The organism is Bacillus sp. FSL R9-9492 (genome assembly GCF_038007365.1).
GTDB lineage: Bacteria > Bacillota > Bacilli > Bacillales > Bacillaceae_G > Bacillus_A > Bacillus_A mycoides.
Genome location: NZ_JBBOXC010000001.1, coordinates 3,131,598 through 3,155,215, shown reverse-complemented (window position 1 = coordinate 3,155,215; position 23,618 = coordinate 3,131,598). Strand labels below are relative to the sequence as shown.

21 protein-coding genes are annotated in these 23,618 nt (G+C 34.8%); 20 read left to right on the top strand and 1 reads right to left on the bottom strand.

Annotated features, from left to right (window positions below):
* The first annotated feature begins 74 nt into the window (after positions 1-74).
* The 5 genes from MKY70_RS16125 (at position 75) to MKY70_RS16105 (ending at position 5,514) form a co-directional block, all read left to right on the top strand.
* Positions 75-833, top strand: coding sequence for an SDR family oxidoreductase (locus tag MKY70_RS16125; RefSeq protein WP_088031491.1), 759 nt, complete (start codon positions 75-77; stop codon positions 831-833).
* Between the two features lie 432 nt (positions 834-1,265).
* Positions 1,266-2,354, top strand: a complete 1,089-nt coding sequence (locus MKY70_RS16120; RefSeq protein ID WP_088031490.1) for an ABC transporter permease — start codon at positions 1,266-1,268, stop codon at positions 2,352-2,354.
* 8 nt (positions 2,355-2,362) lie between these two features.
* On the top strand, positions 2,363-3,625 hold the full coding sequence (locus MKY70_RS16115) for an ABC transporter permease (RefSeq protein ID WP_341026397.1): 1,263 nt from the start codon (positions 2,363-2,365) through the stop codon (positions 3,623-3,625).
* The gene (locus MKY70_RS16110; RefSeq protein WP_341025165.1) at positions 3,625-4,296 is read left to right on the top strand and encodes an ABC transporter ATP-binding protein; all 672 of its coding nucleotides are present in this window, start codon (positions 3,625-3,627) and stop codon (positions 4,294-4,296) included. The genes MKY70_RS16115 and MKY70_RS16110 overlap by 1 nt, the downstream gene beginning before the upstream one ends.
* 180 nt (positions 4,297-4,476) lie before the next feature.
* Complete coding sequence (locus tag MKY70_RS16105; protein WP_088031488.1) at positions 4,477-5,514, top strand: SDR family oxidoreductase; 1,038 nt, start codon at positions 4,477-4,479, stop codon at positions 5,512-5,514.
* Positions 5,515-5,573: 59 nt separating this feature from the next.
* Here MKY70_RS16105 and MKY70_RS16100 read toward each other — a convergent pair whose 3' ends face one another.
* Complete coding sequence (locus tag MKY70_RS16100; RefSeq protein ID WP_088031487.1) at positions 5,574-6,365, bottom strand: DUF4240 domain-containing protein; 792 nt, start codon at positions 6,363-6,365, stop codon at positions 5,574-5,576.
* A 190-nt stretch (positions 6,366-6,555) separates the two neighbouring features.
* Here MKY70_RS16100 and MKY70_RS16095 point away from each other — a divergent pair, with 190 nt between their 5' ends.
* The 15 genes from MKY70_RS16095 to MKY70_RS16025 all read left to right on the top strand — a co-directional run bounded on the left by MKY70_RS16095 (position 6,556) and on the right by MKY70_RS16025 (position 23,603).
* Entirely contained in the window at positions 6,556-7,023 is a 468-nt protein-coding gene (locus tag MKY70_RS16095) for an NUDIX hydrolase (RefSeq protein WP_088009398.1), read from the top strand.
* A gap of 21 nt (positions 7,024-7,044) precedes the next feature.
* Positions 7,045-7,695, top strand: coding sequence for an alpha/beta hydrolase (locus MKY70_RS16090; RefSeq protein WP_088031486.1), 651 nt, complete (start codon positions 7,045-7,047; stop codon positions 7,693-7,695).
* A 279-nt stretch (positions 7,696-7,974) separates the two neighbouring features.
* Positions 7,975-9,333 carry an MFS transporter gene (locus MKY70_RS16085; protein ID WP_088031485.1) on the top strand — a complete coding sequence of 453 codons (1,359 nt, stop codon included), beginning with the start codon at positions 7,975-7,977 and terminating at the stop codon, positions 9,331-9,333.
* A 129-nt stretch (positions 9,334-9,462) separates the two neighbouring features.
* A complete protein-coding gene (locus tag MKY70_RS16080; protein WP_088031484.1) occupies positions 9,463-11,667 on the top strand; it encodes a helix-turn-helix domain-containing protein in 2,205 nt (734 codons plus the stop codon).
* Between the two features lie 157 nt (positions 11,668-11,824).
* On the top strand, positions 11,825-12,661 hold the full coding sequence (locus MKY70_RS16075) for a MerR family transcriptional regulator (RefSeq protein WP_088031483.1): 837 nt from the start codon (positions 11,825-11,827) through the stop codon (positions 12,659-12,661).
* A 363-nt stretch (positions 12,662-13,024) separates the two neighbouring features.
* Complete coding sequence (locus tag MKY70_RS16070) at positions 13,025-13,327, top strand: PTS sugar transporter subunit IIB (protein WP_088031482.1); 303 nt, start codon at positions 13,025-13,027, stop codon at positions 13,325-13,327.
* Between the two features lie 42 nt (positions 13,328-13,369).
* Positions 13,370-14,662, top strand: coding sequence for a prolyl oligopeptidase family serine peptidase (locus MKY70_RS16065; protein WP_341025160.1), 1,293 nt, complete (start codon positions 13,370-13,372; stop codon positions 14,660-14,662).
* Between the two features lie 87 nt (positions 14,663-14,749).
* Positions 14,750-15,532: a histidine phosphatase family protein gene (locus MKY70_RS16060; protein ID WP_088031480.1), complete on the top strand. Its 783-nt coding sequence runs from the start codon at positions 14,750-14,752 to the stop codon at positions 15,530-15,532.
* 33 nt (positions 15,533-15,565) lie between these two features.
* On the top strand, positions 15,566-16,867 hold the full coding sequence (locus MKY70_RS16055; RefSeq protein WP_088031479.1) for a PTS sugar transporter subunit IIC: 1,302 nt from the start codon (positions 15,566-15,568) through the stop codon (positions 16,865-16,867).
* Positions 16,868-16,980: 113 nt separating this feature from the next.
* Positions 16,981-17,301, top strand: coding sequence for a PTS lactose/cellobiose transporter subunit IIA (locus MKY70_RS16050; RefSeq protein ID WP_061674867.1), 321 nt, complete (start codon positions 16,981-16,983; stop codon positions 17,299-17,301).
* Positions 17,302-17,474: 173 nt separating this feature from the next.
* Positions 17,475-18,860, top strand: a complete 1,386-nt coding sequence (locus tag MKY70_RS16045) for a glycoside hydrolase family 1 protein (protein ID WP_088031478.1) — start codon at positions 17,475-17,477, stop codon at positions 18,858-18,860.
* A 231-nt stretch (positions 18,861-19,091) separates the two neighbouring features.
* Entirely contained in the window at positions 19,092-19,946 is an 855-nt protein-coding gene (locus MKY70_RS16040) for a 3-hydroxyacyl-CoA dehydrogenase family protein (RefSeq protein WP_088031477.1), read from the top strand.
* 18 nt (positions 19,947-19,964) lie between these two features.
* Positions 19,965-20,744, top strand: a complete 780-nt coding sequence (locus MKY70_RS16035; protein WP_088031476.1) for an enoyl-CoA hydratase/isomerase family protein — start codon at positions 19,965-19,967, stop codon at positions 20,742-20,744.
* 15 nt (positions 20,745-20,759) lie between these two features.
* Positions 20,760-21,938, top strand: coding sequence for an acetyl-CoA C-acetyltransferase (locus MKY70_RS16030; protein ID WP_088031475.1), 1,179 nt, complete (start codon positions 20,760-20,762; stop codon positions 21,936-21,938).
* Between the two features lie 108 nt (positions 21,939-22,046).
* Entirely contained in the window at positions 22,047-23,603 is a 1,557-nt protein-coding gene (locus MKY70_RS16025) for a class I adenylate-forming enzyme family protein (RefSeq protein ID WP_341025158.1), read from the top strand.
* Positions 23,604-23,618: the final 15 nt, after the last annotated feature.

Sequence of the window (23,618 nt, the reverse complement as noted above, 5' to 3'; positions counted from 1 at the left end):
TGTAAGCGCTCTTTTGTATTATTATAATTTTTATTGAACAACTGTGCAATAAAAGACAAAGGGGGCCGATTCAAATGAGATTAAAAGATAAAGTAGCAATTGTCACTGGTGCTGCGTCAGGCATGGGGAAAGCAATTGCAGAAGGTTATGCAAAAGAAGGAGCAAAAGTCGTTGTGTCAGATTTAAACTTAGAAGGGGTTCAACATGTAGTACAAGGAATTAAAGCTACAGGTGCAGAGGCCATTGCTGTTCAAACAAACGTTACCTCTGATCAAGATATTCAACGTCTTTTCGATGAAACAAAACAAGCTTACGGGAAATTAGATATTCTTGTTAATAATGCAGGTATCATGGATGGAATGGAGCCTGTTGGTGAAGTTTCAGACGAACGCTGGGAGAAGGTTTTCTCTGTGAATACAGTATCTGTAATGAAAACAATGCGTATTGCAGTGAATCTATTCTTGGAACAAGGACACGGTACGATCGTCAATAATATTTCTGCAGGTGGATTATACGGTGCACGTGCTGGTGCTGTTTACACAGCATCTAAACATGCAGTCGTTGGCCTAACAAAAAACACTGCCTTTATGTATGCGAACAACAACATCCGTTGTAACGGTATCGCTCCTGGAGCAGTCATAACAAACATTGCTTCTACAATGACAAATGTGAGCGAATTTGGTGCGAGCCGCCAAGCATTAGGTATGGCAATTAATCCACGTGCTGGACAACCAGAAGAAGTTGCACAACTGGCTATCTTCTTAGGTTCAGACGAAGCTAGTTTCGTAAACGGACAAGTGATTTCTGTAGACGGCGGCTGGACTTCATATTAATTTTAATTCAAATATATAAAAGTAAATAAGTTTTGAAAAAGTAATGCTCCTGTCAATTTGGCAGGAGCATTTTCCGTATAAATAAGCATTTTCATAGATTGGGTGACTTTACGCTATAGAGTAATGAATAGACATAAGGAATAGAGGTTTGTTATTAATTGAATGTAAATTATGTTTTGGGAATGTAAAATTTTCCATACCTAATTTTATGGCGTGTTTTTCTAAGTATAATGAAAATACTAAATGTTTCCGTACATATGTAAACTCTAATTCAAACATCATTAGTTAATTTCCTTAATGTATCTCGATGAATTAGGTTCACTCAGTAATTGCATAGTAAAAAGAAAAGTCCATTCATGTCTAATAAAAACCATTAAAACGGTGGCAAATGGAGAAATATCTAATTCACTATTTTTTAAATGCGGAGGATATATGAATCTAATACTAAAAGAAATAGCAGTGAACAGAAAAGTATTCATTATGTTATTTATTGGATTTGTGTTAACGATATTGCCGATACTTATAGCTATATCAATTCGAGATTATTATGATGAAAAATTTTATGACAGTAAAAATGGTCACTTTAATTATTACTATTCCATTCAGCTTACGAGTATAGGGGAATTGAGTTTTAATGAAATTCAAGAGTTAGCAGAAGCTAATTTTAAAAACGCTAGTGTGATTACAAATGATATCAATAGTAAAATTCCAGATGTAGGTCATGTGACTATGATTGGTCTAATTAATAATAAGGGCTGGTCTCCGCCGTTAATAAAAGGTTCTAGTATTGAACTGGATGAAGAAAATAGTGTGATTATGGGGAAGAGGCTTTATAAAGATTCTGAAACAATACAACTATTTAGTAGAGAGTATACAGTTAAAGGTGTGAGTGGAACTAATACTGGATATGGATATGATGATAAAATTTTCGTATCTCTAAATAACATGCCCGATGAGATTAAACGGCGTATACAAAATGAAAATATATTTCAAATGATAGTCAGGTCTAACGAAGACCCTGAAAAAGAGATAGGTACATTCATTCAGCATGTTAAGCAAAATAACAAAAATTTAAATATTAAAGTTGTAAATGAAAAAGAAAATTATGAGAAAGAAAAAAACTCGAGTCAAGCCCTGACAGAACAACTTGCTCTTCCGTATAGACTAATTTTTATAGCTGTAATTAACTGCATAATTGTGAGTTATTTTTGGATTTATACGAAGAGAAGGAGTATCTCTTTAAGGAAAGCTTTGGGAGCAAGCAGTTTGGATCTTTTTGTATTTATATTTAGCCAATTATTCATATGTGCAATCTCTGCAGCAATCTGCGCGATATGTATTCAATGGGTGTTAAGTACACTTAGTAAAAGTATTATTCATTCTATAGGTTTTCACATTAGTATAGACTTCTTTCATATTGTGATGAGTGTATGTATTTCTCTTCTTATTTCTTTCATCACCTCGGTCATACCATTCATTCAAATTATTAACATTGAACCTGCTAAAGCCTTAAAGGAGTGAATCGTATGATGAGAATAAAAAGTGCTCTTATGGCCCTAAAGAATAGGTTACTTATTTCTATACTTCTCTTAATACAATTTACGTTTGGATTAACAACAATAACTCTTTCTGTTAATTCTTTTTATAATTTTTATTACCTTGGAAACAGTTCCAATTCGATGCTAGATTTAGAGAGTACATATTTAATTACTTTTGATATGACTACTGATAGGTTGAAAGAAGATCGATTTAATAAACAACAAATTGAAGAGGTATATGATAGGATTCAACATAATAAAGATGTAGTTTCGTATGGCACATACGAGGAGAGGGTAATTGAATTAACTTCAAGCAATAAAGAACTCCAAAATAATATGGTTGATGATTTGACAAATAAAACATTTCACGATCAAAGCCCCACTATTCATTCAATCACAGTAGATGAAAATTACTATAAACTATTGAATTTACCTGTAAAGACTGGACAAGGTTTCTCTCATCCAGATTTTCAACAAAAAAGTGAAGAGAAGACTAACGTTCTGGTCGGTTCTTACTTTAAGAAATATTTTCAAATAGGGGATACAATCAATGATCAATATACGATTATTGGTTTTTTGCCAGAAAATAAATTCATTGTAAATAATAACGGGTCGAATGTATATCTGAAGTTAGAAAAAGCGATGTTACTACCCATGCCGATTGATAGATATGAAAATTATGAATCGATGTTTTTAAGATTACATCAAAGTACGATTCTAACTTTACGAAAAGATGCAGATATAAAAAAACTACAAGAAACGATTCAACTTAAAGGAAACGACGTTACGTTATACGTAAAAAATTTAGGAGAAGAAATAAATGAAGATGTTACTAGTAGTAAAGATTCTGAAATTATTGGACTTATAGTAGGAAGTCTAATTATTTTATTTATAATGGCGGGAATTGTCGTAACAACAATCGTTTCCATAATAATGAGGAAGCGGGAATTTGGTATTAAAATGGTCCTTGGAGAGAGCAAGTATGGCATGTTATTTCAAATTGTTTTAGAAAACGTATGTATTGCGATAGCCGGCATGGTTATGTCCATAGTGTATTTTCTCTGGGGATATGAGGCTCATCTACAATTTTCAAAGGACTTAAATGCGGCATCTGTACTAGACTTAAATTTAAACCTACCTATATTATTTTTAGTATTCCTATTCTTACTTCTTATCATCATAGTTTCAAATTTTATTGTTTTCTTGTTTATTAGGAAGCTTGAACCAAAAACATTAATAGGTGGGATGGAATAATGAGTTTAATTGAATTGAAAGACATTAAGAAGGTGTATAGTAACAAAAACCATAATACGTTCGCGTTAAACGGTATAAACTTAACGATAAATAAGGGCGAAATTATAGCGATAATGGGTCGATCAGGATCGGGGAAAAGTACTCTATTAAATGTTATAGGGTTAATTGATTTGCCAAATGAGGGTGAATATACGTTAAATGAAAAAACATTAACTGAAATTAGAGCAAATAAAGTTCATAAAACAAGAAATGAAATGATTGGATTTGTTTTTCAATATTTTGCGTTGTTAAAAGAACATACTGTACTGGATAATGTAGCACTACCACTCACATATAGAAAGCTAAAGCAACGTGAAAGAGAAAATAAGGCGAAGTTCTACTTAGAAAAAGTAGGTTTAAAAGAACATTTGCATAAAACACCGGACGAGCTTTCAGGTGGACAACAGCAGCGAGTCGCAATTGCTAGAGCGTTAGTAGGCGAACCAGAAATAATTTTGGCTGATGAACCGACAGGGAATTTAGATAGAAAAACAGGAGAAGAAATTATGAATCTGCTATTACAACTAAATGAAGAAGGACGAACGATTATTATTGTAACGCATGATATTGAGGTAGCGAATAAGTGTAATAGAATTATTGAGTTAGTTGATGGGGAAGTTGTGCGGAGTTAAAGAATGAGAGTTAATAATTATTTATTATTTAAGAAACCATGCTGATTAACTCTTCAAAATGGTTTCTTTTTATTTTATAGAATTAAAATTGAAGTAAAAAGCTACATCCACCCGTAACTTTTCAGAGCAAAAAATCGTTTAACAAAAGAAAGGATTTTCAATCACGAATGGGGGAGAAACATGAAGATTTTAATTCTAGGCGGTACACGTTTTTTAGGAAGAGCTTTCGTAGAAGAGGCTTTAAAAAGAGAGCATGAAGTTACATTATTTAATCGCGGAACAAATAATGAGATTTTTCCTGAAATAGAGCAGTTAATCGGTGACAGAAATGATGATGTTTCAAGTTTAGAAAATCGAAAATGGGATTTGGTCATAGATACGTGTGGATTTTCTCCTCACCACATTAGGAATGTAGGAGAAGTACTTAAAGATAATATAAAGCATTATACATTCATCTCAAGCCTTTCCGTATATAAAGATTGGATCCCGCATCACATAAAAGAAGATTATAAATTACTACCTGAACCACCAAGTGATAAGGTAAAAGCTGTAGAGAATGGTGAAATATCTCCTTATGAGTATTACGGTGCGCTTAAAGTATTATGTGAAAAAGAAGCAGAGAATTATTGGCCGGGTCGTGTTTTACACGTAAGAGCAGGACTTCTTTCAGGAATGTTTGATTATACAGATCGGCTTCCATACTGGATTGGGCGTGTAGAAAAGGGAGGAAAAGTGTTAGTTCCAGGAAGGAAAGACCGTCCAGTGCAGTTCGTTGATATAAATGACGTCGCAAGCTTTGGACTAAACATGGCAGAAAACAATAAAGTAGGTACATTTAATGTAACGGGTCCGAAAGATGAGCTGACGATGGAAGAGCTATTAAATATGAGTAAAAAGGTTACGAATAGCGATGCTGAATTCGTTTGGATCCATGAATCATTTATGAATGAGAATAAAGTACAGCCATGGACGGAAATGCCATTATGGCTTCCCGAAACTTTTTCATTAGAAGGTGAAACAGATCCGTGGAAAGGTGGATTCTCTATTAATATAGAGAGCGCAGTTAAAGAGGGTCTTACTTTTAGAAGTTTAGAAGATACTGTTACAGACGTGTATGCGTGGATGAAGAGTATGGACGAATGGGAATTAAAAGCAGGTATTTCAATTGAAAGAGAAAAGGTGCTGTTAGATAAGTGGTATGAAATAAAGAGAGCTTAAATAGGAATCTTATGAAAAAAGGACTCTGTCTATTGGTTAAACAGAGTCCTAATATTAGTCTACCACTCAATCGGTTCTTCCCCGTACATTTCCCATAGCTTAGGAAACATCTTTTTCAAACCTTCTTCGTCATCTTCATCCCAGTCTAACTCGATATCAACTTCCTCAAATTCTTCATTTGATAAGACATGGTATAGTGTAAAGTATGTATCATCTTCATCCCCAGTCTTCTCCATATATACTTCTTGACCGAAGTATAGCGTAAGTTCTTCAATTTCTGGAACATCATACTCACTCAAATTTTCTAATACAGGAATTAACCGTTCTGGATCTTCAATACATGCTTCGTAAGTCTCTTTTCCTTGATATAATAACCATCCACGGAAATAATCAAAGCTATCATCCGAACAACCGCCCATAATTATATAAGCAGCCGCCCATAAGTGAGACGTATAGGAAGCTTTTAAAATATGGTGCATATGTGTGTCAAAAGCTACAATTTCATGTACTGTACGTTTAGCAAGGTGAGAAGTGAGCCATTCTATTTGTTCTTCTTGGTCTTCGCCTTTCGTTTTTGCACGAGCGATTATCTCCCAAAATTCTTCTTCTGTTATCGTTTTTTCTTTTATGTAATCTTCCCCTAGAATAGGGTCGGTATATCCTTTTTTTCGTTTGGAAGCGATTAGTTTGTTAGCTTCTTTTATGCATTCTTCTTCTGTTTCAAATTCTTTCGCTTTCACACTACCAGCTGTGCCAATTTTTCCGTAAAACACAACGTAGTCTCTATCTTTCACAACGATTTTCCAAAACTTATTTGATTTCTCAGTTTGCTGGATTAATAACGTTTCCATTCGTACCCCCATATTGCTTTTCTAGTATGCATTGTGATTGTAACATATGTATAAATACCTGTAATGACGAAAAGGTAAGTGTAGTTTTCGGAAAGTTCGAAAACCATTGAATGAAATAGAAAAATTTAGTAATCTTATTTGTACAGCACATAAATAATAGTTTTGTAATGATACATTGGAGGGGTTTGTTGTGGATCTTACATTTAAAGTAGAAGAAACATGTTTTAATTACCGAGTCGGAGCAATTTGTAAATATGATAATAAAATACTTATCCTTCAAGATGAAGGTGAAGAGTATTGGTACGTACCAGGCGGAAGAGTGAAAATGCTAGAAAATAGTGAAGATGCGTTAAAACGAGAGCTTGCAGAAGAACTAGGCGTACCTATTGAAGTGAAGAGATTAATATGGTCAGTAGAAAACTTCTTTACACTTTCTGAGCGAAAGTTTCATGAGATTAGTTTTTATTATGAAGTAGAATTGCATGAATTACCTGCAAATGGGGCGGATCAATATATTCTTGAAGAAGAAGGTAGAAAATATTTATTTAAGTGGGTGCCGGTAGAAGAGTTAGATGCATATAACTTACAGCCAGCGTTTATAAAAGATAAAGTAAAGGATGTATCAGTTCATACAGAACATATCGTGTTACAAAAGTAAGCGTGCTTGGAGGGGAAAACGGTGAAGGGGACTAAAAAAGAGATACATATAGATGATAAAGTCATTCGTTACACACATATCGAAAAAGGTTCTAATACAATTTGTTTTATGTTCTCAGGTTCAGGCTACAATTATGACAAGCCGTTATTTTATTATGCAACGATGCTTATGCTTGAAAATAAAATAGATGTAGTACATATTCATTATTCCTACGATGGACAATTAATGGAAAAACCAATGGAAGAAGTAACGAAAGTAATGATGGATGATATTAATCCTATCATTAATGAAGTGCTAAGAAATGGACAATACAACGATTCGATGTTTTTAGGAAAATCACTCGGAACAATCCCGATTGCGAATGATTTAATGAAGAGAGAAGAATACTTACAGTCAAAAATGATATTACTTACACCTTTACTGACGTTTGATTCGATTTTTGATTCTATCTTACATAGTCATCACGACGGGCTTTTAGTAATTGGAGACAAAGATCATCAATACAATGCAAGTCAAATGGAGCAATTAGATCAATCGAATCTAAAGATTAAGATTGTCAAAAACGCAAACCATTCTTTAAATGTTGGGGAATTTGAAACAGAGAATTCAATGACAGCTATAGCAAAAATAATAGAAAAACTTGAAGAAACAATAGAAACAATTAAAGTTTGAATGAATAATAATTATAAAAATACATGAAAAAGAGGTGCTTATTGCACCTCTTTTTTTATGTTCAAATTTTAATTCCTATGAAGCGAAGCCAGCATTAAATAGGAATATTACTTTTCTTTTTCCTATAAAAAGCGGATAACAATTTTTAATAGTAGTTATTACAATTTAAATACGGAAAATTCAGAATTTTTTTTAGAAACTTAGGAGGAGGTATTTGAAAGCGTTTACTGATATTGAAATACAAGAAAGGGAAAATTCCCATATAAGGAGGCTATTAAGATGAAATCGATTAACCCGATGAATGTGATAGACGAGAGTCGTATTCATTCCATGCATATTTGGTTAATATTTTGGTTGTTTATCGTAATTGCATTTGATGGATATGATGCTGTTATTTATGGAGCAACAGTACCTTCGCTCATTAAAGAGTGGGGAATATCGGATGTTAAAGCAGGGGCAATTGGTAGTTATACAGCTATAGGAACAGCAATTGGTGCTGCTTTTTTTGGCTTATTAGCTGATAAAATAGGCCGTAAAAATATCATAATAGTAACTACAATCTTATTTAGTCTATTTACATGTCTATCTGGTTTTGCGAACGGTCCTGTAATGTTTGCGATTTTTCGTGTTATCGCAGGTATAGGGCTTGGCGGAGTTATGCCGAATGTAATTGCTATAGCAACAGAATTCTCGCCGAAACGAGTTCGAACTGCTATTGTATCTTTTATTTTTTGTGGATATTCAGTTGGAGCAATGGTAGCGGCACTTACAAGTCGTTCCCTTCTTATGACAGCCGGATGGGAGCCAGTTTTTTGGTTAGCAGGAATTCCGTTATTGTTTATCCCGTTTTTAATGAAAAGTATTCCTGAGTCTGTTGGTTTTCTATTAATGAAAGGAAAAATAGAAGAAGCTAAAAAAGTAATAGCTAAGGTAAATCCACAATTAAGTAAAGATGCGGCAATTGAATTTACAAAACCATCAACTAAAGAAGCAGGATCTCCTGTAGTTAAGTTATTTGAGGAAAAGCGTGCCGTAAGTACAATTATGTTTTGGATTTCATGTTTTAGTGCTTTCGTACTCATCTACTCTATGAGTACATGGTTACCAAGGCTTATGATGCAGTCAGGATACGATCTTAAATCAAGTCTCACATTTACAGCGGTCATGCAAATTGGAGCTATTGTTGGAACACTCATATTCGGTCCAATAGTAGATAAAATCGGATTTAAAAAGGTACTTGTCCCATTATTTTTCTGTGGAGCAATTGCGTTATCACTCATCGGCTTTGTAAATAATATGTTTTTTGGGTTTTTGTTAATTTCAGTAATTGGCGCTTCTTCTGTCGGACTACAAAATATGTCAAATGCATTCGTTTCTCAATATTATTCTAGTAATATGCGCTCAACAGCAGTAGGAAGTACAATGGCCTTTGGGCGTCTTGGAGGTGTGGTAGCTCCAACTTTGGTAGGTATTCTTCTTTCCATGCATTTATTGCCTCAATATAACTTTGCAGCAATTGCGACTGCTGCTGTAATCGGTGGTATAGCATTGTTATTTGTTAAGGAAGAACATGGGATTTATTATAAAGAGAAAAAAGAGATTGCTAGTGGAAATAACAATGTAACTACAGCAAAATAATGAATGATCAATCCCGGGGATACATTTCTTCGGGATTTGCATTTGTTTGGTGAATAATTAGAATATTTACTTTTATTTTATGTAACGTTTCTTATACAATAGATAGAAAAGATGAAATGGGGGATGGGCGTGTCTAGTAATAAGAGAGAGAGATTAATGAAAAGAATAGAATATCATCTGCGAAATACATCAAGACAGCTTATTAAAATCGATACGGAAGAAGAGGCGCTTCAGTATTTAACTCATTCCTTTTGCGCAGAATTACATTGTGATTTCGTTGCTGTAATTATTAATGAAGGAGGACAGTTTTTGCCAAAAGCATGGAGTGGAAATTTAACTTCTTTAGCTTCAGCGTTTCCGCTTCATGCTGATGAATGTTCTTCCAAACTACAATATCAAAGCATAACGGATCAAACGGCAGATGTACCAGAAGTGTGTCTTCTATCTGAAACATTGAAAAGTGCTGGTGCGGAGACTTGGTTTACTGTCCCGTTAAAAGATGATATCCAGCATTTTGGGTTTTGTATTGTCGCCTTTTTAAGTCATGTCCCGCTTTTAGATATGGAAATATCATTTGAAGAGTTTGGAAAAGATATAGCAGTGGCCATAGCTGTCGCAAGGCAAAAAGAGTCGCAGTTGAAAAAGATTGAAGGCTTTGGATGGATTAGCAAAAACCTGTCACTAGATGTTCCGTTAGAAAAGCATGTATATGAAGTAACTTCTAAAGCGGGAATTGAAACAAATTCGCATTTTGCATGTATTTATCTGTATAACGAGGCTGAAAACTGTTTTGTTTTTCAACCACCATCATATGGAGAAATGAGAAGGCCATACAAAATTATGGTTGAGGATAAATATGTATTAAAAGAGCACTTTCCATTTTTTGAAACGATTGGTGGTGAACAGTTTACTTCCCCAATCATTATTGATATGAAACCGATTGGAGTATTACACGTTGAAAAGAAATGTGAAGGGGTTTTTACGGAAGCAGATTCAAAATCACTTGAAATGATTGCAAATCATTTGGCCACTATATTAGATAATGCAAGATTATATAATGGCGAGAAAGAACATAAGCAACGTCTTCATTTTCTATTGGATTATCAGCAAGCGTTATTAAAAGAAACGGTCGATGATAATAATTTTGAAGGTATTACAACAATGCTTGGTAGTCTGTTTCAAGATACAGTATTTATTTTTGATAGATTTATGCAACCTATAGCATTTAATGATGAAAAGGATAGTCGCTTAGCAGAACATTTAGCTGAACTAACGAGAGAAGAACGTAAAAAGCAAAGATTTACTGATACTTTCCAAATTAATGATCCGAATAATAGTGATTATTGTTTTTCGTTTTGGATTATTAATGGGGGCGGTAATTTTTTAGGTTATTTAGCAGTACGAAGATCTAGTGGAGGGATGGATGAATTTGATCAATTAACGGTTGATTTAGCCCGAAATATATGCTCCATCCAGTTTATTAAACAAAAGCTAGTTCTAGATACGAAAGAACAGATGAAAGACAGTTTTATTAGTAAATTATTAACTGAAAAAATTGAGGATCGAGATAATATTTTGCAATATGCCAACTTGTATCAATGGAACCTTTTCAAAAAACATCGAATCGCTGTATTATCAATTTCACTTGATGAGAAAGAATTAAAAAAAGGAAACTTACTTGAACAACAAGCGAAAAAGTCACTTATATGGGACTTGATTAAGACGCGTCTTCCAGAACTTGGGACAGGCATTTTAGCAGTATCCCATAATGATGAACAACTTTTAATTGTTCCTATTGAAAACGAGAAAAAAAGCGTTGATACATTTTGGGAATCGATGTTTTATAGCATAAAAAAATGGATTGGCTCATCACCTATAGGCTGTCGTGTTTTATTAGGGATTGGCGGTGTTACAAAACAATTGGAAGACTATTATATTAGTTATCAGCAAGCTATACAGACTTTAAATATTTTAGATAGTCGCTTTCGCAAACAGGGATTTGCGCTATTTGAAGATCTAGGATCGTATGCCATTTTACATCATTTAAACCATCCAACCGCTGTAGATCTTTTTGTAAAGAAACAAATTGGTCCACTGATTGAATATTCAGAAGGGAAGAATATTGATTTATATAATACATTACATGTGTTCTTACAAAACAATGGAAATGTAAAAAGTGCTGCAGAAGAACTTTTTATTCATAGAAGTTCTCTCTTGTACAGGTTAGAAAAAATTGAATCACTCATTTCAGTTGATTTAAATCATGCGGAAGTGAGATTTAATTTAATGATGGCGTTAAAGCTTTATGATATGCATGGTGAAGCAGTAGGTTAATTGAAGTTTATACCTTAAGTAGTGTACTAGCTTGATTCGATAAAAGGAGATTTCTATATAGAACGAAACCTCTTTTTATTTTTTTATATAATTGTTTTTCAAAACTTGTTACACTATAAAGGTATTTGAAGCAATTTTCGATTTGAAGGTGATATGTATGAAGAAATATAAAATAGGAGAAGTAGGAAAGGAATTTGGAGTTTCAATAGATGCTTTAAGGTTTTATGAAAAGAAAGGGTTCCTAAAACCACAAAAAGACAAAGATAACGGTTTTAGATTTTATACATATGAGGATTTTGGAGTGTTTTTAGCAATTAGAAGCTTTAGACAAATGGGATTCCATGTTAAAGAAATTGGATCGATTTTTAACGGTTTAGAATATGATGACATAATGAAAAAATGTATTGATAAAATAGCTGAAAAAAATGAAGCGATAAAACAGTTAGAATTAGAAACAAAACAAATAAATGAATTTATGAACTTATTACAAGAATATAAACAAGAAGATAAGCAATGGGTGATAAAACCAGCCGGCACTTATTATTTTCTCAAACATGTCCATTTAAATGAAGGAGCGTTATGTGAAAATCCACTATTAAAAAAGTGGTTGAATTTCTTGCCAACAGTTTCCACAGTATTATGTATTCCACTTGAGGAATATAAAATGAAAAATATAGATAATAGTTATTGGGTAATGGCTATCTCTGAATTAAAGATGAAAGAGTGGCAATTACCGATTGATGATTCAGTTTTTCAAATAGATATGGGAGAGTGCTTGCATTATTTATATGAAAAAGACGTAAATGAACCGTTATCATCATTGATATTAGATGAACCACTACATATTATGCAGGAACAGGGATACGCTCTTAACGGAGATATTTTATGTCGATACGTTTGCGAAACAAAGAGTCAAGAAAAAACAGATGAACATTATATTATTATGATTCCTATTATTAAAACAAAAAGTGAATTCATACATTCAGAGGTATAGAAAAGAGCATTTGATTGTTAGACATTGTCTACAATTAGATGCTCTTTTTCAGCTATAAAATGCTTTCAAATCAATTTATCCCGCATTAACGGGCAGTAAGACAGTAAGACTCCTACCTCAAAATTCGGCGAATGCGAGGGAGTTAGGTGGGGAGATCAACTGCCCGTAAAAGCCCGATTGGTGCGGGCTGATAATCAGTGGGGGATGCCCCCACACTGATTAAAGTTTCACTTTATAAAAAAATATGAATAAAGATATTGACCCTAGTCTTAGACCATAGTTTATATTGAAATTATAAAGAAAGCGTTTGCATCGATAAACGATATGCAAATTGCTTCATACAAATATTGGAGGTTTTATATTATGAGAAATATCGTACTTTTATGTAATGCAGGAATGTCTACTAGTATGTTAATGAACAAAATGAAAGGGTATGCAGAATCAGAAGGTTATAACTGTGAAATTAATGCTTATGCATTAACTGAGGCACCAAATGTTGGTCCGGCAGCTGATGTGATTTTATTAGGACCACAAGTTAGATATGCATTAAACAATGTGAAAAGCCAATTGCCAGAAAAGCATATTGAAGTAATTGATATGGCAGCTTATGGCATGTTAGATGGAAAAAAAGTAATTGAGCGAGTGAAAACCATTTTAGGTGATTAATAGTTTATACATTGGGAACGATTTACGAGCCTTACACGATTTATGTCAGTTATGAAAAGTACATATTCTGAGGGAGGTCATCGTCTGAAAAAGATAAGGAAATTTCCAATTTTATGTATGGTAATAGGGAGCCTGGCAGGTGGTTTGGTACTGTCAGGATGTTCATCAGAAAGCAAAGATAAGGCTTTGAAAGACTCAGATATAACACTTATAACGAATGTTCTTCCATATGGTGAAGTAGGAGCTACCGTCGTTTGTGATTTTGGAGATACAATAGATAGCTCAAAATTAACAAAAGATAGTTTCAAAGTTGAGATGGAAGTGAATGGGAAACCTCAAAATAGAAAAATAAATAAAGTGTACACAAATGATAAAGCTGAAGTATCAGAGACTTCAAAAGACGGACAATACGTCGTGATTGAATTAGATGAAAACGATAAATATGCATCTACCTCAACATTTAATGAAGAAAAATTTTTAAGTACAAGAGATAATTTAGATTATAAGTTATCTCTTACGAAAGAAATTAAAACAAAAGAAGGTGCAACTTTTAAAGCATCTGAACAGAAAAATAAAATTTCAAATGTAGTTACTCCTGTTGTAGATGATTTTAAAAAAGGCGTATATCAAGATGCATCTGGAAGCAAAATGCAATATAGACTTTTTGAGCCTAAAAAAGAATCTAACAAAAAATATCCACTAGTCTTATTTTTACATGGATCGGGTGAACGAGGTAATGACAACTATATGCAAGTCGTAGGAAATGAGGGCGCTGTAGCATGGGCTAATCCAGAACAGCAAAAGAAAAACCCTGCATATGTGTTAGCTCCTCAGGTTGAAGCAGCTGAAACTCTTACAGCATATTGGACCGAGGAACCTAACTATACTACGATGTTGAATTTACTAAAAGAAACCATCGATAAATATGATATTGATAAAAATCGCATATATGTTGTTGGTATGTCCAATGGTGGAATTGGGACTTGGAATATTATTAAGAAGAACCCAGATCTTTTCGCAGCTGCTGTTCCGATTTGTGGAATAGGTGATTTGCCGGAAAATAAGCTTGTCAGTGAATATGAACCGATGCAAGATACTTCAGTATTCAAGGATATTAAAGATATGCCAATTTGGGTCTTCCACGCAGAAGATGATCCGCTAGTTGATGTGAGATATAGCAGAGATGCTGTACAAGCTATTAAAGAACTAGGTGGTTCTTCGGTCAAATATACAGAATATCCAACTGGAATCGTTAAACCAATGGGACATTTCTCTTGGGTACCAACTTTGCAGGATAAAGAGATGATAAATTGGTTGTTTAATCAGTCAAAATAATTTTTAAATATCTTTATTATAAAAATATCATTCTACTCATGTGGTGGGTCCATGCATATTTTTATAAGCCCATAAGGAGAGTCCATAATGAATAAAAAAATGTTATCGTTCTGCCTAATAGCCTCTTTATCCGTTTCTCTATTTGGGTGTTCACCTAATAAAACAGAACAAGTTAAGGAGAAAAAAGAAGAAAAGCCGGTTGAGTTTTATTTAGTAAGACATGGAAAAACGATGTTAAATACGACTGATAGAGTACAAGGTTGGGCAGACGCACCACTTACAAAAGATGGTGTTGTAGTAGCTGAGAACCTTGGGAAAGGGTTGAAAGAAGTTAAGTTTGAAAAGGCATATAGTAGCGATAGTGGACGTGCAATAGAAACAGCGAAAATTGTGTTAGATCATAGTGGAAATAAAGATATGAATATCAATCAAAGTAAAAATTTGCGTGAAGTGTGTTTCGGTGAGTTTGAAGGGGAGTTAAATCATACTTTTCGGGAAAAACTTGCGCAAGATAAAAATATGACCTATGAAGAATTTATGAACAATTTCGATATCGATATTATGCAAAATACTGCAGCGAAGATTGATAAGAGTAAACAGGCTGAAGATACTGAAACAGTCACAAAGAGAATGAAAAAAGAAGTTGATCAAATTGCAAAAGAAGTAGCAGAAGATGGCGGCGGTAACGTTCTTGTTGTGTCACATGGTATATCTTTAATGGACCTGTTATATTCAATATCGCCTGAATCCTTAAATGAGGTTGAAGAAGGATTAGGAAATGCAAGTGTTTCAAAAGTTGTGTATAAAGACGGGAAATATAAAGTTCAATCTGTAAATGATATGAGCTATGTAGAAAAAGGTAAAAAATAGACTTGAAAAAATCCATAAATGTTGGAGGTAATTATGAAACTGTTAGAAGGGACTAAAAACGGACTAGAACGAATCATTACACCACTAACAAATTATCTCGGAAATAGTAAAGTAGTAAATGCTATTACATCAGGAATGATGATGACAATTCCTGTTACGATCGGTGTTACATTATTTGCTATTTTAGGTAATCTACCATTTGAAGGGTGGAAAGAATTTTTAATTCAAATTGGTGTATATACGCATATGCAAGACATGATTAGTGCGACATTAAGCTTGTTAGCAGTGTATATGGTTGTCATTATCGCTTATTCCTATGCGAAAGAGGAAGGCATGAATGGAATGACAGCTGCTGTTATAGCGCTAGGTAGTTTCTTATGCTTAATGCCAATGTCAATTAAGGTTGGAGAAGAACAAATTCCGGCTATTTTAAATCAGTACTTAGGTAGTGATGGGATATTCGTTGCCATGTTTGTCGGGGTTTTCACAAGTAAACTGTATTGTTCATTAAAAAGGAAAAATATTGGAGTGAAATTGCCAGAATCAGTACCTCCGATGGTAGCTGATGCGATTAATCCTGTGTTTATTTCAATCATCATTTTCACGCTTATCTTCTTTATTAGAGTAATATTTGGCTATACGCCATATGAAAATATTTTTAACTTTGTAAGTCAAGTTATAGCGTTACCTGTAAAATTCATTGGATCGTCTGTTTGGTCAGTAATTGCTATCTTTACTTTTATGAATATATGTTGGTTCTTCGGTTTACATCCAGCACCAATTATAAATGTATGGTATAGTGCGACGGCTCCATTATTTACAGCAGCAATTACAGCTTTCGCTTCAGGAACACCATTTTCGGAAATTCCTTACTTAGCATTTAGCTTGATGCATTTTGCAGTTGCCATTGGTGGAACAGGAAATACGTTAGGTTTAGCAATAAACCTACTATTTGCGAAATCGGAGCAATATAAATCACTTGGAAAAATCGGTATCGTCCCAAATATCTTTAATATTAATGAGCCGATTGTATTTGGATTACCGCTTGTTCTGAATCCAATATATTTTATTCCATTAGTAGCATCTTCGATAGTTGGCGGGTTAATTGGTATCGTATTCCTTAAAATCACGGGAATTTTATCTACCTTTAACCCACTTATTGAATTGCCATGGGTAACACCAGCACCATTTGCAGGTTATATTTCTGGTGGTTGGTTACTATTAATCATGACGGTATTAATTATTATCTCTCAAATTCTACTATATTATCCGTTCTTTAAAATGGGAGATAAGAAAGCTTATGAGGCAGAACAACAAGCAGCAACTGAGCAATAATAATGTATCCCTCAAAAGCCCGATTGTTGTGGGCTAGTAATCAGTGGGGATGAACGAAACCCCACTGATTGTTTTTTGATTTATAAAAATAAAAAAATGTTAGGAGAATCGTTATGGAACAAAATGAATTAGTAGTATTTAAAATTATATCAACGGTAGGTAGCGCACGATCTTCATATATTGAAGCAATTCAAGAAGCAAAAATGGGTAACTTTGAACAAGCGAGACAATTAATGAATGAGGGTAGTGAAACTTTTATTGAAGGCCATAGAGCGCATGCTGGACTGATTAGTAGAGAAGCGGCTGGTGAAAAAGTAGAAGTTAGCTTATTACTAGCACATGCAGAAGATCAATTAATGAGTGCAGAAGGATTTAAAATTATAGCAGAAGAGCTTATAAGCGTTTATGAAACATTTTTAGTGAAACAAGTTTAATATAAAGTGAAACTTTAATCAGTGGGGGGTTTGTTCATCTCCACTGATCATCAGTCCGACTCCCACCTAACTTCTTTGCTCCACCTGAATTTTGAGGTGGGAGTTTTACTGCCTGCAAATAGCGGATAAACAAACTATAACAATACTATTTTTGAAAAGGAAAGGTAAAAATTATGCTCAATAGTTCATTTAAAAAAGACTTTTTATGGGGAGCTTCCACAAGTGCTTACCAAGTAGAAGGAGCCTATAATGAAGATGGAAAAGGCCTTTCTGTTCAAGATGTGAAAGTTATTCCTGAAGGTACGTCAGATTTTACAGTTTGTAGTGATCATTATCATCATTTTAAAGAAGATGTGAAGCTTTTTTCTGAATTAGGGCTAAAAGTATATCGGTTTTCAATAGCTTGGACTCGAATTCTTCCAAATGGTACGGGAGAAGTGAATGAAAAAGGTATTACATTCTATAGCAATCTTATTGATGAATTGCTGAAGCATGATATCGTACCGTTAGTAACGATGTATCATTTTGATTTACCGTATGAATTAGAGAAAAAGGGTGGATGGAGTAACCGTGCTACTATCGATGCATTTGTTGCATATTGTGAAATCCTGTTTGAACGTTTTGGAGACCGAGTAAAGAATTGGTTAACAATTAATGAACAGAACATGATGATACTACATGGACAGGCTGTTGGGACATCGATAGTATCTCAAAAAGAGCTATATCAACAAAATCATCATATGCTTTTAGCTGAGGCAAAGGTAACAAACTTATGTCACGAGATGATACGTGATGCAAAAATTGGTCCAGCACCAAATATTAGTTATGTGTATCCGAAAACATGTAAGCCGAATGATATAATTGCAGCTCAAAATTGTAACGCAATTCGTAATTGGCTATATCTCGATATGGCTGTATATGGTAGATATAACAATATAGCCTGGAATTTCATGAAAAGCAAAAATATCGAACCAGTCATTCTAGAGGGAGATATGGAGATTCTATCTAGTTCAAAACCAGATTATATAGCGTTTAACTATTATTCTTCTATTACTGTTAGTGAATATGATGAGAACTTTGTAATTGCTGAAGCTGCTGATCAACAAATTGAAGTAGGTGAAGAAGGGTTCTTCATGGGTGACGATAATGAACATCTAGAATTAACCGATTTCGGTTGGGAAATCGACCCAATTGGCTTCCGAGTTACATTAAGAGAAGTGAATGATCGTTATAACTTGCCAATTATCGTTACAGAGAATGGGATAGGTGCTTACGACAAAGTAGATGAAGATGGATCAGTGAAAGATCACTACCGAATTGATTATTTGAAAAAACATATTGAACAGATGGAATTGGCAATTGCAGATGGAGTGGATGTAATTGGTTATTGCCCTTGGGCGGCAATCGATTTAATTTCTACGCATCAAGGTTTTAGAAAAAGATATGGTTTTATTTATATAAATCGCGATGAAGATGATTTAAAAGATTTAAAAAGAATAAAGAAACAGAGCTTCTATTGGTATAAAGAAGTTATTTCATCAAATGGGAAAGAACGATAGCATATAGTTTCGAATTTCACATCATAGAGTGCGTACCTCAAGGTAAAATTATTTATTTTGAGGTGCGCATTTTTTATATGAAAAATAAAGCAGTTTGAACCGAAATGAATACCATCAAAATGTACGAAAGAAATATGTATATTTCCTACACTATGTATATACAAAAACTTTTTGGATATAGATATAATTTATTTACAGAACATTTAAAAAGTTATTCGAGGGGGTAGAAGAATGGCGATTCAAACAATTGGTATTGTCGGTGCAGGATCTATGGGGTCTGGCATTGCAAATTTAGCCGCATTAAATGGGTTTACAGTTATTTTACATGATATTGAAGAGCGTTATTTAGATAATGCAATACAACGTATGAATGGTTTTATGACTAAGAGTGTTACAAGAGGAAAGATGACGGAAGAAGATAAAGAAAAAGCGCTTGGCCGAATTCGACTCACTACAACTTTAGAAGATATGAAGGATGCGGATGTAGTTATTGAAGCCGTATTAGAAAAATTAGATTTGAAGAGGGAAGTGTTTGCAGCTCTAGATCGAATCGTTCCTGAAGGGGTTATACTTGCAACGAATACTTCATCCATGTCTATAACAGAGATTGCTTCAGCAACGAACCGTCCAGAACGTGTGGCGGGCATGCATTTCTTTAATCCCGCACAACTTATGAAACTTGTAGAAGTTGTTCGTGGTTATCGAACGAGTGATGAAACAGTCGAAGAATTGAAAGCGCTATCTAAAGGGCTTTCGAAAGAACCAGTTGAAGTAAAGAAGGATTCCCCAGGATTTATTGTGAATCGAATTATGATTCCGCAATTTATAGAGGCAATTAAATTGTTAGAAGACGGCGTTGCCTCTGCAGAAGATATTGATAAGGCTGTTACACTCGGTCTTAATTATCCGATGGGGCCATTTACACTTCAAGATTTTGCAGGTGTAGACATTGGTTATCATGTGATGGAGTACTTCAAAGAAGAATTAAATAATGATCAATACGCGCCGCCGCTTCTTTTAAAACAGCTAGTTAGAGCAGGTAGACACGGCAAAAAAACAGGTGCAGGTTTTTATGATTATGAATAAAGAATGGGGGATTAAGTTATGAATTATGAGTTTTTAATTTGTGAAATTGAAAATAGAGTTGCGATCGTTACAATTAATCGACCACCTGTAAATCCATTGAATACACAAGTGTTTCATGAACTTTCCGGTCTATTTGGTGAACTAGAGGCAAATGAAGAAGTACGAGTAATCGTTCTTACAGGAAGCGGAAGGAAGGCATTTGTCGCAGGCGCTGATATTAATGAAATGGCAGCACTTGATCTTGTCGGTGTAACCAAAATGAATAAGACTTCACGAACAGTATTTAGCAAAATTGAAAATATGTCAAAACCAGTTATTGCTGCGATAAATGGATTAGCTCTTGGTGGTGGTTTTGAACTTGCACTCGCATGTGACTTACGCATTTGTTCGGATCAAGCAAAATTCGCTTTTCCAGAAGTGGGACTCGGAATTATTCCTGGAGGCGGAGGTACACAGCGTCTTCAAAAGATTGTCGGCCAAGGTATAGCGAAAGAATTACTCTATTTCGGAGATATGTTTGATGCGCAGCGTGCGTTCGATTTACATATTGTCAATAAGGTAGTAACTGCGGAAGAGTTGTTTGAGTTTGCAAAGGAATGGGCGTATAAATTAGCAAAAAAACCACCAGTAGCACTTCAAATGTTAAAAACGGCGGTAAATGTAGGAAGTAATGCTGATCTTGAAACAGGCTTAATCATTGAAAGTACCTGTTTTGGAAATGCTTTCGCAACAGAGGATCGCAAAGAAGGATTACAAGCATTCGTTGAAAAAAGAAAACCAGTATATCTAGGGAAATAATGAGGTGAATGGGATATGAAAGAAATTGTTTTATTAGAGGGAGCGAGGACTCCGTTCGCTGAAATTTCGGGATCGTTTCGAGGATTAAATGCAACAGAATTAGGGGCAATTGCGGCTAAGGAAGCAATACGAAAAGCATCTATATCTGCTGAAGATATTAATCAAGTTGTATTTGGTAACGTTCAGCAGTCTAGTAAAGATGCACATTTATTGGCAAGGCATGTTGGTTTAAAAGCTGGAGCGCCTATTCATGTCCCAGCTTTGACGATTAATCGTCTTTGCGGAACTGGTGTTGAATCTATTTTAACAGCAGCTCGTTATATTCTTAGCGGGGAAGCAGACGTTGCACTTGCCGGAGGAACGGAGAACATGAGCCAAGTTCCGCATGTAATACCTGGAATGAGATGGGGAAGTCCACTCGGCGGTCCGGCTATAGAAGATTGGTTATGGGATGGTCTGTATGATACGTATGGTAAATGTACGATGGGAGAAACTGCAGAAAATTTGGCTGCAAAATATAACTTAACGAGAGAAGAAGTAGATCAGCATGCACTCTCTAGCCATGAACGAGCTCTTTTAGCAAGGGAGAAAGGGTATTTAAAAGAAGAGATTGTTCCAGTAACAGTGAAAGGAAGAAAAGGAGAACAGGTCATTGAAGAAGATGAGCATATCCGTCATACGAGCTTAGAAAAACTTGCAAAGCTAAAGCCGCGCTTTGTGGAAAATGGTGTCGTAACTCCTGGTAGTGCAAGTGGGATGGTAGATGGTGCAGCGGCAGTTGTTTTAGCATCAAGCGATTATGCAAATGAAAGAGGATTAAAACCGATTGCTAAGCTCATTTCTTGGGCTGTTGTTGGAGTAGAACCGAAGTATATGGGGATTGGACCGGTTCCAGCTATTCAAAGTGCATTAGAAAAAGCGAATCTAACTTTAGCAGACTTAGATTTGATTGAAATTAATGAAGCATTTTCAGCGCAGTACTTAGCTTGTCAAAAAGAATTAGGGTTCGATCTTGATAAAGCGAATGTAAATGGAGGGGCAATTGCGATAGGCCATCCACTTGCTGCGAGTGGAACAAGAATTTCTCTATCCTTAATTTATGAATTAAGAAGAAGAAATAAAAAGTATGGGGTATCCGCTGTTTGTATTGGCGGAGGGCAAGGAATTGCAGCGATTTGGGAAGCGTTGTACTAGAAAAACCAGGGAGAGTCCTTCCTGGTTTTCCTACATCGTTTGTCCTGCTATAAGTATGGGATAAAAAACGCGAGCTAGTAGGTAAGACGATAGAAAGTGAGTGAGAGAATGAAAAAGAATAGGAACTTATTAGCGGTGTATGAGCTGTTAGAATTTGTTACTTCATCTTATGGTGAAAAAGAAGCGATATATGATTTAACGAGACGAATTACATACAAACAATTGAAAAATGAAGTAGATTGTTTGGCTACTGCATTTAAGAGACTAGGAGTAAGTAAAGGAGACCGTATCGCCGTATCTCTACCAAACTGGTCCGAAACAGTAGTAATTTATTTTGCAGCAGCAAAATTAGGAGCAATAATCGTTCCTTTTAATCCAAAATATAAATCATATGAAATTGAATTTATATTGAAAAGTTCAGCTCCGAAGTTATTAATAGCATCCGGAGAATTTGAAAAGAATGTTGGTTTTGAAAAAGTACTTACTATGGTACAAAAAGCTATTACAGTACGGTTTCCGCAAGAGAATCTCAGTTCGTATGAGCAGTTAATGCGTACAGAAACAATAGATATTGAACAGGTAAATATAAATGTGAATGAAGATTTGTTTTGTATATTATATACGTCAGGAACGACGGGAACCCCAAAAGGTGTAATGGTTACACACCGTGCTGTTGTACAATCTGCACAAACGATAGGAATAGAGCTGCATTGTACACAAGATGATGTATTTATTATTTCAGCACCACTGTTTCATATTTTCGGTATGGCAATTAATATGCTTTGTGCAGTAGCGATGGGAGGACGAATGATACTACAAGAAAAATTCCGTCCGCGAGAAACTTTACAATTAATTGAACAAGAAAAGGTAACCATCCAAAAAGGCGTACCAACAATGTTTATAAAAGAACTAGAATTAGAGGATTTTAATAAATATGATTTATCTTCATTGCGTGCTGGATTAGTTGGAGCTGCACCTATTCCGGCAAAAACAGTGACGGAGATACGAGAACGGATGGGAATTAACCTTTGTCAATCATTTGGGATAACTGAAACGGTTTCTATTACGATGACCTCGTATGGTGATACAAAGCAGAACATAACAGAAACTCTTGGAAAGGCTATCCCAGGAGTAACATTGAAAATTGTCGATGAAAATAGAGTAGCGCTCCCGCCAGGGGAAGTGGGCGAAATCGCAGTTAAGGGATTTGGAGTAATGAAAGGTTATTATAATATGCCTGAACAGACAAAACAGGTTTTGGATAATGATGGTTGGTATTATTCAGGAGATTTAGGCACCCTTGATCATCAAGGATATTTAAGGTTTGTAGGGCGAAAGAAAGAGATGATTATAAGAGGTGGCTTAAACGTTTATCCACAGGAGATTGAAGCAGTCATTATGAAACATCCAAAAGTAATCGAAGCTGCAGTTGTAGGTCTTCCAGATAAAGTGCTCGGGGAAGTTGCGTGTGCGGTCATACGGTTAAAAAATGGAGAAGTAAGTTCAGAAGAAGAAATGAAACTCTATCTTAAAGAGAAAATGGCAATTTATAAACTACCAGAGAAAGTGATCTTTACTGATGAATTCCCTGTAACAGCAAGTGGGAAAATTCAAAAGTTGAAACTGAGAGAACAAGTATCTTCAAATATTAGTCCAACAGTTTGATAGATAGGAGGTAAA

Coding starts and splice junctions, on each gene's coding strand:
- MKY70_RS16125 (WP_088031491.1), top strand. CDS start 75: ATGAGATTAAAAGATAAAGTAGCAATTGTCACTGGTGCTGCGTCAGGC.
- MKY70_RS16120 (WP_088031490.1), top strand. CDS start 1,266: ATGAATCTAATACTAAAAGAAATAGCAGTGAACAGAAAAGTATTCATT.
- MKY70_RS16115 (WP_341026397.1), top strand. CDS start 2,363: ATGAGAATAAAAAGTGCTCTTATGGCCCTAAAGAATAGGTTACTTATT.
- MKY70_RS16110 (WP_341025165.1), top strand. CDS start 3,625: ATGAGTTTAATTGAATTGAAAGACATTAAGAAGGTGTATAGTAACAAA.
- MKY70_RS16105 (WP_088031488.1), top strand. CDS start 4,477: ATGAAGATTTTAATTCTAGGCGGTACACGTTTTTTAGGAAGAGCTTTC.
- MKY70_RS16100 (WP_088031487.1), bottom strand. CDS start 6,365: ATGGAAACGTTATTAATCCAGCAAACTGAGAAATCAAATAAGTTTTGG.
- MKY70_RS16085 (WP_088031485.1), top strand. CDS start 7,975: ATGAAATCGATTAACCCGATGAATGTGATAGACGAGAGTCGTATTCAT.
- MKY70_RS16075 (WP_088031483.1), top strand. CDS start 11,825: ATGAAGAAATATAAAATAGGAGAAGTAGGAAAGGAATTTGGAGTTTCA.
- MKY70_RS16070 (WP_088031482.1), top strand. CDS start 13,025: ATGAGAAATATCGTACTTTTATGTAATGCAGGAATGTCTACTAGTATG.
- MKY70_RS16065 (WP_341025160.1), top strand. CDS start 13,370: ATGTCAGTTATGAAAAGTACATATTCTGAGGGAGGTCATCGTCTGAAA.
- MKY70_RS16060 (WP_088031480.1), top strand. CDS start 14,750: ATGAATAAAAAAATGTTATCGTTCTGCCTAATAGCCTCTTTATCCGTT.
- MKY70_RS16055 (WP_088031479.1), top strand. CDS start 15,566: ATGAAACTGTTAGAAGGGACTAAAAACGGACTAGAACGAATCATTACA.
- MKY70_RS16050 (WP_061674867.1), top strand. CDS start 16,981: ATGGAACAAAATGAATTAGTAGTATTTAAAATTATATCAACGGTAGGT.
- MKY70_RS16045 (WP_088031478.1), top strand. CDS start 17,475: ATGCTCAATAGTTCATTTAAAAAAGACTTTTTATGGGGAGCTTCCACA.
- MKY70_RS16040 (WP_088031477.1), top strand. CDS start 19,092: ATGGCGATTCAAACAATTGGTATTGTCGGTGCAGGATCTATGGGGTCT.
- MKY70_RS16035 (WP_088031476.1), top strand. CDS start 19,965: ATGAATTATGAGTTTTTAATTTGTGAAATTGAAAATAGAGTTGCGATC.
- MKY70_RS16030 (WP_088031475.1), top strand. CDS start 20,760: ATGAAAGAAATTGTTTTATTAGAGGGAGCGAGGACTCCGTTCGCTGAA.
- MKY70_RS16025 (WP_341025158.1), top strand. CDS start 22,047: ATGAAAAAGAATAGGAACTTATTAGCGGTGTATGAGCTGTTAGAATTT.